Below are 521 nucleotides of genomic sequence, written 5' to 3'. Positions count from 1 at the left end.
ATCGTTAGAACACATGAGCGAAGAGGAATGGGAATCTCTTTGTGATGGGTGTGGCAAGTGTTGTCTACACAAGCTAATGGATGAAGATACCGATGAAATCTACTACACCAATGTGGCGTGTAGCTGGCTGAACAGCAAAACATGTTCATGTAAGGACTACCCAAATCGCTTTACCTCTGGCGAAGAGTGCACCAAGCTGACACGCGAAGACATCGACGATTTCACTTGGTTACCGCACACGTGTGCTTACCGTCTGTTAGCCGAAAATCAGCCATTACCAGAATGGCACCCGTTGATTACGGGCTCGAAATCCGCAATGCACGCGGCGGGCGAAAGTGTCCGCAACAAAGTGGTGTACGAAATTGATGTGGTGGATTGGGAAGACCACATTTTGAATCACCCAAATCGCCCATAGCCAAATTGAAACAAGCCTTTTACCAACAGTGAAAGGCTTGTTTGCTTTTAGGGTCAATAAAAGACCGGATTCTCATAAGTGATGACAAAACGACGGTCATTGTTGA

The 521-nt window shown here is 46.4% G+C and carries 1 protein-coding gene; it reads left to right on the top strand.

All coding sequences use genetic code 11. The features are described 5' to 3' along the window. Positions 1 to 415: YcgN family cysteine cluster protein (locus R7Q09_RS28290; protein WP_318144227.1), on the top strand; the 415-nt coding region annotated here is incomplete at its 5' end. Between the last annotated feature and the right edge of the window lie 106 nt (positions 416 to 521).

The sequence above is a fragment of the Vibrio sp. 2130-1 genome, from assembly GCF_033339515.1.
The sequence above is the reverse complement of the archived record's forward strand: the minus strand, read 5'-3'. Positions and strand labels throughout refer to the sequence as shown.